The organism is Pseudolysinimonas sp. (assembly GCF_031389465.1).
Classification (GTDB): Bacteria; Actinomycetota; Actinomycetes; order Actinomycetales; family Microbacteriaceae; genus Pseudolysinimonas_A.
On the sequence record NZ_JANMSQ010000085.1, the window covers coordinates 1 to 1,536 of the forward strand.

A 1,536-nucleotide genomic window follows, 5' to 3' on the forward strand; every position below is an offset into this window, starting at 1 on the left:
GTCAGGATGCACGGCGACGCTCCGGATGAGGGCGTGTCGGCCATCGGCGCTCAACTCGAAGCCCGTGCTGCCCGCGATCGACCCGTCGGCATCGCGCTCCAGCCAGAGGCGCACCGTCGGCGTGTCGAGCCCGCTCAGCGTGAGGTCGACGAGTCGCAGGAAGTCCGCGAGCTCGTCGACGTCTGCGGCCGTGACAGGGCGCGGATTCACGCTCGCCTATGCCCGCCCGAACCCCGTCACGATGCGCTCGATGAGCTCCTCGCGATCTTCGAGCGGCAGGAACGCCGCCTCCGCCGCGTTCACCATGAACTGCTCAACGTCGTCGGCGTCGTAACCGAAGGCGTCGACCAGCAGGGCGATCTCACGAGTAAGCGACGTGCCGCTCATCAGCCGGTTGTCGGTGTTGACGGTGACCCGGAAGCCGAGCTGGTAGAGCACGTCGAACGGGTGCCCGGTCATTCCCGGCCCCCACGCGGTGAACGCCGCGGTCTGCAGGTTCGACGACGGGCTCGTTTCGAGGGGGATGCCGCGGTCTTTGATCCACTGCGCGAGTCGGCCGAGGGTGACGTAGCTCGCGTCGTCGTCGCCCTCCTCGAGTTCGATGTCGTCGGCGATGCAGACGCCGTGGCCGATGCGCAGGGCGTGCCCGTCGACGAGGGCGCTGCGGATGCTTTCCAGCCCGTCCGCTTCGCCGGCGTGCACCGTCACGGGGAAGCTCTCCCGGGCGAGCAGGTCGAACGCGTCGGCGAACCGTGAGGGCGGGAAGCCCTTCTCGGGTCCGGCGATGTCGAAGCCGTGCGCTCCCGCGTCGCGGTGGCGCAGCGCCAGTTCGGCGATCTCCATCCCGCGGTCGTTCTGGCGCATCGCGGAGATGAGCTGCCCGGCGCGGATCCACCCGCCAGCGGCCTCGATCGCCTCGATCGCCTCATCGATTCCGGCCTGCACGGCCTCGACCGCCTGGTCGAGGGTGAGACCGTTCTGGATGTGCTGTTCGGGTGCCCATCGGATCTCGCCGTAGATCACCCCGTCGGCGGCGAGGTCTTCGACGAACTCCCGTGCGATGCGCGTCAGGTTCTGCGCCGTCTGGGTCACCGCGATCGTGATGTCGAAGGTCTTCAGGTAGTCGACGAGGTTGCCGTTCGAACACGACTCGAGGAACCAGGCCGCGAGGCCCTCAGCGGTGTCGGCGGGCAGGGTGACGCCGGCATCCGGGGCCAGGTCGATAATCGTCTGGGCCCGCAGCCCGCCGTCGAGGTGGTCGTGCAGCGAGATCTTGGGCAGCTCCCCCAGGGGAACACGGGTACCGGAAAGGATGCGCTCGGCGTCAGTCGTCACGAGTTCAGCCTAAGTGCCCGGTGTTGCGGCTCAGCCGACGCGGCCGGCGATGAGCGGGCCACCGTCGTCGATCGGGGAACCGGGGTCGCCGATCGCCCAGGCACCCTCGAGCGCTTCGAGCGCGCGAGCGAAGCGGTCGGGCTCGTCGGCCGAAAGCGTGAACAACGGCTGACCCTTCGTGACCGTGTCGCCGGGCTTGGC

General features: G+C 69.1%; 1 protein-coding gene and 2 pseudogenes. All 3 read right to left on the reverse strand.

The window, feature by feature from the left end:
* Positions 1-210: pseudogene (locus RMO30_RS03375) on the reverse strand (GNAT family N-acetyltransferase); the annotation flags it as partial.
* 6 nt (positions 211-216) lie between these two features.
* Positions 217-1,335, reverse strand: a complete 1,119-nt coding sequence (locus RMO30_RS03380) for an adenosine deaminase (protein WP_309709514.1) — start codon at positions 1,333-1,335, stop codon at positions 217-219.
* A gap of 30 nt (positions 1,336-1,365) precedes the next feature.
* Positions 1,366-1,536, reverse strand: a pseudogene (locus tag RMO30_RS03385) (thymidine phosphorylase); the annotation flags it as partial.